This is a genomic window from Longimicrobiaceae bacterium (assembly GCA_035696245.1).
Classification (GTDB): domain Bacteria; phylum Gemmatimonadota; class Gemmatimonadetes; order Longimicrobiales; family Longimicrobiaceae; genus DASRQW01.
Genome location: DASRQW010000006.1, coordinates 1 through 6,908, shown reverse-complemented (window position 1 = coordinate 6,908; position 6,908 = coordinate 1). Strand labels below are relative to the sequence as shown.

Annotated in this window: 9 protein-coding genes; all 9 read left to right on the top strand. The window is 71.0% G+C overall.

Annotated features, from left to right (window positions below):
* The first annotated feature begins 240 nt into the window (after positions 1 to 240).
* Positions 241 to 990 carry a phosphate ABC transporter ATP-binding protein gene (locus VFE05_00220; GenBank protein ID HET6228465.1) on the top strand — a complete coding sequence of 250 codons (750 nt, stop codon included), beginning with the start codon at positions 241 to 243 and terminating at the stop codon, positions 988 to 990.
* The gene (gene fetB, locus VFE05_00215; GenBank protein ID HET6228464.1) at positions 987 to 1,820 is read left to right on the top strand and encodes an iron export ABC transporter permease subunit FetB; all 834 of its coding nucleotides are present in this window, start codon (positions 987 to 989) and stop codon (positions 1,818 to 1,820) included. Before VFE05_00220 ends, fetB begins: the two co-directional genes overlap by 4 nt.
* A 188-nt stretch (positions 1,821 to 2,008) precedes the next feature.
* A complete protein-coding gene (locus tag VFE05_00210; protein ID HET6228463.1) occupies positions 2,009 to 2,902 on the top strand; it encodes a DUF72 domain-containing protein in 894 nt (297 codons plus the stop codon).
* Between the two features lie 59 nt (positions 2,903 to 2,961).
* The gene (locus tag VFE05_00205) at positions 2,962 to 3,252 is read left to right on the top strand and encodes a type II toxin-antitoxin system Phd/YefM family antitoxin (GenBank protein ID HET6228462.1); all 291 of its coding nucleotides are present in this window, start codon (positions 2,962 to 2,964) and stop codon (positions 3,250 to 3,252) included.
* Positions 3,245 to 3,682: a type II toxin-antitoxin system VapC family toxin gene (locus tag VFE05_00200; GenBank protein HET6228461.1), complete on the top strand. Its 438-nt coding sequence runs from the start codon at positions 3,245 to 3,247 to the stop codon at positions 3,680 to 3,682. The genes VFE05_00205 and VFE05_00200 overlap by 8 nt, the downstream gene beginning before the upstream one ends.
* Before the next feature lie 41 nt (positions 3,683 to 3,723).
* Positions 3,724 to 4,311: a hypothetical protein gene (locus VFE05_00195; protein ID HET6228460.1), complete on the top strand. Its 588-nt coding sequence runs from the start codon at positions 3,724 to 3,726 to the stop codon at positions 4,309 to 4,311.
* The gene (locus VFE05_00190) at positions 4,308 to 5,015 is read left to right on the top strand and encodes an oxidoreductase (GenBank protein ID HET6228459.1); all 708 of its coding nucleotides are present in this window, start codon (positions 4,308 to 4,310) and stop codon (positions 5,013 to 5,015) included. The genes VFE05_00195 and VFE05_00190 overlap by 4 nt, the downstream gene beginning before the upstream one ends.
* A gap of 99 nt (positions 5,016 to 5,114) precedes the next feature.
* The gene (locus VFE05_00185) at positions 5,115 to 5,336 is read left to right on the top strand and encodes a hypothetical protein (GenBank protein HET6228458.1); all 222 of its coding nucleotides are present in this window, start codon (positions 5,115 to 5,117) and stop codon (positions 5,334 to 5,336) included.
* Positions 5,337 to 5,624: 288 nt separating this feature from the next.
* Positions 5,625 to 6,908: amidohydrolase family protein (locus VFE05_00180; protein HET6228457.1), on the top strand; the 1,284-nt coding region annotated here is incomplete at its 3' end.

Below are 6,908 nucleotides of genomic sequence, written 5' to 3'. Positions count from 1 at the left end.
CATCTGGAACAGCTCCAGCGGAGTGTCGTTTCGCCCGAGCATCGCTCTACGCAGAAGAGGAGTTCACCAGTAGATTCGCTCCCTCAATCTACCGCTTCACACCCTGAGGCGCAGCGTTTTTCAACAGACTTCTAGAGTTGCCACAGGAACCGCGCGAGGCTCCGGGACTCGACGTGCTACACTTTGCCTGCTCTTGGCGGCGCGCTTGCATGTTCTGGGGCGTGCGCGTTTTCGAAATGGATGACGAACGGCGGAGCGGAGATGCAGAACGGGCAGGATGGGGCGGCGTTCACGCTTCATGGCGTGGGGAAGGTGCGGGGGGAGATCCGCGTGCTGGATTCCGTCGATCTGGAGATTCCGGATGGACGGGTGACGTCGCTGGTCGGCGCGTCCGGGTCGGGGAAGACGTCGCTCGTCCGTCTGCTCAACCGGCTGGACGACCCGACGGAGGGGGAGATACGCTTCCGCGGGCGGCTGCTCGCGGAGTATCCCGTGCGTGAGCTGCGGACGCGCGTGGGGTTCGTCTTCCAGGCGCCGGTGCTCTTTCCCGGCATGGTGCGCGAGAACCTGTTCGAGGCGGGATGCCTGGCCGGGCATCCGCCGGAAGAGGCGGAGATACGGGAGGCAATCGCGCACGCGCAACTCGACCCGGAGCTGCTGGACCGGCCCGGCGACCGGCTGAGCGGCGGACAGCAGCAGCGCGTGACCATCGCCCGGGCGCTGATGACGCGGCCGCAGGTGCTGCTGCTGGACGAGCCCACCTCCGCGCTCGACCCCGCCACGGCCGACCTGCTGATGGACACCGTCCGCGAGCTTGCGGACCGGCGGCATCTCACCGTCGTGATGGTCACGCACCGCCTGGAAGAGGCCGCGCGCGTGAGCGACTTCGTGGTGACGATGGAAGCAGGCCGCATCGTCCGAACCGGGACGGCCGCTGAGATTTTGGGCAACGACAGCGTCCGCCCCGCATCGGCCGAGGTACGGCCGTGACGCTGGCGCTGCTCGCACCCGTCGCCGCCGCGCACCCATCCACCGCGGACGTGACGTGGCCGCAGCTCGGGTTGGCGGCCGGGCTCATCCTCGTCGCCATCGGCATCTCGCGGTGGCAGGGGCTGGGGCTCGGCCGCGACCTGGCGGTCGGCACCGTGCGGACAGTGGTGCAGCTGGTGCTCGTGGGCTACGTGCTGGTCTACGTGTTCGCGCTGGGCCGCTGGTACGTGGTGATCGCGGCCATGCTGCTGATGGTCGCCGTCGCCACGCACACCGCCGTGGGCCGGCAGAAGGGCGCGCCGCGCGAGCTGTGGGGCATCACCGGCGCGGCCATGCTGCTCGGCTCCGGGCTGACGATGGCGTATGTGGGCGCCGCCGTCGTGCGGCCGCATCCGTGGTTCGATCCGCGCTACATGATCCCGCTCTTCGGCATGATCGTGGGCAACGCCATGAACGCCGCCGCCCTCTCCGCCGAGCGTCTGCGCTCCGAGCTGGAGAGCCGCCGCGGCGAGGTGGAAGCGTATCTCGCGCTGGGCGCCCCGCCTGCCCGCGCCGCCCGCGAGCCGGTGCGACGCGCCCTTCGCGCGTCCATGATCCCCACCATCAACGGCATGATGGTCGTGGGCATCGTCTCGCTTCCCGGCATGATGACCGGGCAGATCCTGGCGGGCGCATCGCCGCTGCTGGCCGTGCGCTACCAGATCGTGGTGATGTTCATGCTCACCTGCTCGGTCGCGATCACCTCGTGCGCCGTCACGCTGTGGTACCGCCGCAGCTTCTTCACCGCCGCCGAGCAGCTTCGCCCCAAGCCGGAAGAGGCGGGCGGGTGAACGGGATGCGGCGATCGCATCTCCCGACGAGCAAAGCGTTTCGGCAGATGTGATGCGGGCGGGTGACCAGGATGCGACGATCGGCATCTCCCGATGGCCACTGCGTTACGGTAGATGTGATGCGCTTGCGTGGCCCTCGGGGAGGCTCGGCAGATGATGATCGAGGGAGCGATGAAAGGGTGCGGCGAGTGAGCGGACGAATCTACGTCGGCATCTCCGGCTGGACGTATGCCGGGTGGCGCGGCGTGTTCTACCCGGAAGGGGTGGCGCACAAGCGCGAGCTTGCGTACGTGGGCTCACGCCTGGCGACGGTGGAGATCAACGGTTCGTTCTACTCCTTGCAGCGCCCCACCAGCTACCGCCGCTGGTACGAGGAGACGCCGCCGGGCTTCGTGTTCGCCGTGAAGGGCAGCCGCTTCATCACGCACATGAAGAAGCTGAAGGACGTGGAGACGGCGCTCGCCAACTTCTTCGCGTCCGGCGTCCTCCGCCTGGGCGACAAGCTGGGCCCGTTCCTCTGGCAGTTCCCGGAACGATTCGGGTTCGTGGAGGAACGTTTCGCCGCCTTCCTCCAGGCGCTGCCGAAGACGACGACGGAGGCGGCCGAGCTGGCGCTGCGCCACGACGACCGCATGCTGGGCCGCAACTGGGTGGAGCCGGAGCACGACGCTCCGTTGCGCCACGCCTTCGAGGTCCGAAACCCCGGCTGCTTCGTCCCCGAGTTCGGCGACCTGCTGCGCGCCCACGACGCAACGCTCGTCTTCGCCGACACCGCGGGCAAGTGGCCGTACGAGGAGGAGGTCACGGCGGACTTCGTCTACATTCGCCTGCACGGCGCCGAGCACCTATACGCCAGCGGCTACACCGACGCGCAGCTGGACTGGTGGGCGGACCGCATCCGCGCGTGGAGCGCCGGGAGCGAGCCGGCGGACGCACGCCGCATCTCTCCGGTGCGTCCGGTCCGCCGCGGGCGCGACGTGTACGTGTACTTCGACAACGACGCCAAGGTGCACGCCCCGTTCGACGCGCTGCGGCTCGCGGAGCGGCTGGGTGTGGGGAAGGGACTTGTGCAGGAAGGATGATGGTCGTATTTTGTTGGTCGTAAAGCAGCGGTATCACCTCCACATCCGCCGATACCCGAATGGACGACAAGAAAAAGCCGATGGTAGTTCGCGAGGCCGCAGTTCGCTACGAGGCCACGCCCCCGGAGTGGATCTCTGCCGCGGAGTTCAAGACGCACTGCCTGCGCCTCATCGAGCAGGTGCGCCAGGATCGCAAGCAGGTGGTGGTCACGCGCTACGGCCAGCCCGTGGCCCGCCTGGTCCCCTACGACCTGGAGCCCGCGCCGGTGCTGGGCCACCTGGCCGGCTCGGTCACCTTCTACGGCGACCTGGTGAGCCCCATCGGGGAAGAGTGGGACGCCGGTGCGTAGGCTCGTCATCCCCCCGCTGCTGCTGGACACGCACGTCTGGATCTGGCTGATGGACGGGATGGAGCGCGAGCTGGGCCGCCGCGCGCTGGAGGAGGTGCGGGCGGCGAGCGCGCGCGGCGGGTTGCTGGTGAGCGCCATCTCCGTGTGGGAGGTGGCGATGCTGGAGGCGAAGGGCCGCGTCCGCTTCGGCCTGGAGGTGGGCGAGTGGGTGCGGCGCGGGCTGGCGGCTCCCGGCCTCAGCCTGGCGGAGCTGACGCCCGAGGCCGCGCTGGACAGCGCACGCCTGCCGGGCGAGATCCACGGTGACCCGGCGGACCGAATCCTGGTCGCCACAGCACGCCGCCTCGGCGCGACCCTGGTGACGCGGGACGCGAAGATCCTGGAGTACGCAAGCAGCGGCTACCTTTCCGTGCTCGACGCGGCGCCCTGACCGGCGGGTCCGCCGCGCATCTCCCGAACCCCGAAAGACCAATGACGAGCTTACGGCGGTGGATGGGCATCTGCGCGGCCTTGGCGTGGTTCTTCGCCTCCGCTCCTGCCACGGCTCGTGCGCAGACGGGCGGTGCAGCGTCGACCGCGGCGCGCGACACGGGGCGGGTTGCGGCGAGGGCGGTGGACGTGGCATCGGAAGATGCGATCGTGGCCGCGCAGTACGACCTGATCTCCGGGCCAGCGGGGCCGCGCGACTGGAACCGGCTACGGTCGCTGGTGACGCCCGGTGCCAAGATCGTCTTCTCCGTGACCGGCGCGGACGGCGCGGTCACCTTCCGCGAGGTGCCGGTGGAGACGTTCATCGCCACGAACGGCCCGTACCTGATGTCGCACGCGTGGTGGGAGCGCGAGGTGGCGCGGCGGTCGCAGCGGTTCGGCAGCATCGTGCAGGTGTTCAGCACGTACGAGGCGCGCGGGACGGCGGCAGGCCCGGCCGTGGAGCGCGGCATCGACGCCATGCAGCTCGTGAAGCACGACGGCCGCTGGTGGATCGCCAACCTGCTGGTGGAGCGCGAGTCGCCCACGCTGCGCATCCCGCCGGAGTACCTGTCGGGCACCACGCCTTGAGCGCCGAAGCCGGCTCCTCGTCGGCCGGGATGGACGGCGGCTTGGGCGGCCGGGTGGCGCTGCTGGTGGGCGCGACGGGGCTCGTGGGCGGGCACTGCCTGGACCTGCTGCTCGCGGATGCGTCGTACGCACGCGTGATCGCGCTCACGCGTCGCCCGCTGGGGCGCACGCACGCAAAGCTAGACGCGCGAGTGGTGGACTTCGACCGGCTTGGGGCGACGGCCGGCGATGTGGCGGCGGAGGACGTGTTCTGCTGCCTGGGAACGACGATCCGCGCGGCGGGCTCGCAGGAGGCGTTCCGGCGTGTGGACTTCGCGTATCCGGTGGAGACGGCGCGGATGGCGGCGGCGAACGGGGCGCGGCAGTTCCTGATCGTCACGGCGATGGGTGCGAACGCGCGGTCGCGCATCTTCTACAACCGCGTGAAAGGCGAGGTGGAAGATGCGGTGCGGGCGATGCCGTTCGAGAGCGCCGTCATCCTCCGTCCGTCGCTGCTGCTGGGCGAGCGCGCGGAGCGGCGGGCGGGCGAGGAGACGGGCAAGCGCGTGATGTCCGTCGTCGGCCCGCTGCTCGTCGGCCCGCTGCGGAAGTACCGCGGCATCGAAGGCGCCACGGTCGCCCGCGCGATGGTGCGGCTGGCGAAGGATGCGGGGCCGGGGGTGCGCATCCTGGAGTCCGACGAGATCGCGCGGCTGGGCGCGTAGCCGGAGATGCACGTCCCACGGTAGATTCAAAGCGGCGGCGCCCGTCCGGGTTGCTGCCGCTCTCGTTCCGCCTACCGCGCCCCGCGCCGATCCGCATCGATGGCCGACCACGCCCCGCCCCCCGAAGACTCTCCCGACGCTCCCGACGCGGCGGAGACCGAGTTCAAGCCGCTGCCCGAGCCCGGCGTGCTGCCGGAGCCGCCCGGCGGCTGCGGGCTGCGGGGCTGCCTGTACGGCACCGTCGGCCTCTTCGTGCTGCTGCTGGCGGTGATGCTAATCATCGCCCTCACGCGCGCCTGGTTCACGCCCGTCGTGCGCTGATCCGCACACTCCCGCATCCGCCGAGGCGTTCCGGGTGCGGGAGACGAGGCGTCGGCGGCTTCCCATCTCCCGGTCATCCCGCGTCGTCTCGCCCGTGGGAGCGCATCTACCGATACGCTTTCCATGAATGCCCCCCGCAGCACTCTTCGGCGTGCTTCGTCCGATGGCGAGAGGTGGACGCGGGGAGCATTTCCCGGCGGGCGGCGAGCGCTTATCATGTCGGGAACCGCAGGCCGCCGCGGGCGCTCAGCCCTGCCGGCATCCCCACCCCACGCTCCAGGTGAACCCGTGACTCGCACCCGCTACGCCGCGGCGCTCTCCGCGTGCCTGCTCGTGTCCGCGCACGTGCAGGCGCAGACGCCGACGCCGGCTTTCCGCAGCAACTACCCCGTGAAGGGCAGCGGCACCGTGGTCCTGCGCGCGGCCCGCCTCATCGACGGCACCGGCGCGGCGCCCGTGCGTAACGGCGTGGTGGTGGTCACCGACGACCGGATCGTGGCGGCCGGCGCGGCGGGGAGCGTGCAGATCCCGGCCGGCGCGCGCGTGGTGGACCTGGGCGATGCCACGCTGCTTCCCGGCTTCATCGACGCGCACACCCACATCATCGGCCGCACGCTGGGCGACCCCGACGGGGACGACGCGGCGGTGCGCGACTTCGAGGGGATGGCGGCGATCATCGGGGTGGAGAACGCGCGCAAGACGCTGATGGCGGGCTTCACCAGCATCCGCAACGTGGGCGCGCCCAACTTCGACGACATGGCGCTGCGGCGCGCGGTGGACCAGGGCTTCGTGGTGGGGCCGCGCATGGAGAACGCCGGCCACTCCATCGGCATCACCGGCGGGCACTGCGACGAGAACGGCTTCCGGCCGGGGCTGATGGACGGCGACTACCGCACCGGCATCGCCGACGGGCCGGACCAGATCCGCGCCAGCGTGCGCTACCAGGCCAAGTACGGCGCCGACGTGATCAAGACCTGCGCGACCGGCGGCGTGCTGAGTGAGGGCGATGCCGTGGGCGCCAGCCAATACACGCTGGAGGAGATGACCGCGCTCGTCACCGAGGCGCACCGCCTGGACCGGCCGGTCGCCGCGCACGCCCATGGGGCCGAGGGGATCCGGCTCTCGGTGCTGGCGGGGGTGAACTCGGTGGAGCACGGCTCCTTCCTGGACGAGGAGGGGGCGCGCATGATGGCGCAACACGGCACCTTCCTGGTGCCGACCCTGAGCGCGGGCGAGACGGCGGGGCGCGCCGCCGACCGCGGCGTGCTCACCGGCCTGCGCGCCGAGAAGGCGCGCGCGGCGGGCGCCGCGATGCGCCACGCGATCCGCATCGCGGTGGCGGCGGGGGTACCCATCGCGCTGGGCACCGACGCGGGGGTGGGCGCGCACGGTACCAACGGGCACGAGTTCACGCTGTTGAGCGAGTGGGGCGGGATGACGCCGATGCAGGTGATCGTGGCGGGCACCAGCAACGCCGCGAAGCTGCTGGGCTGGCAGGATCGCGTCGGGACGCTCGCTCCGGGCCGCTTCGCGGACGTGGTCGCCGTGGCGGGCGACCCGCTGCAGAACGTG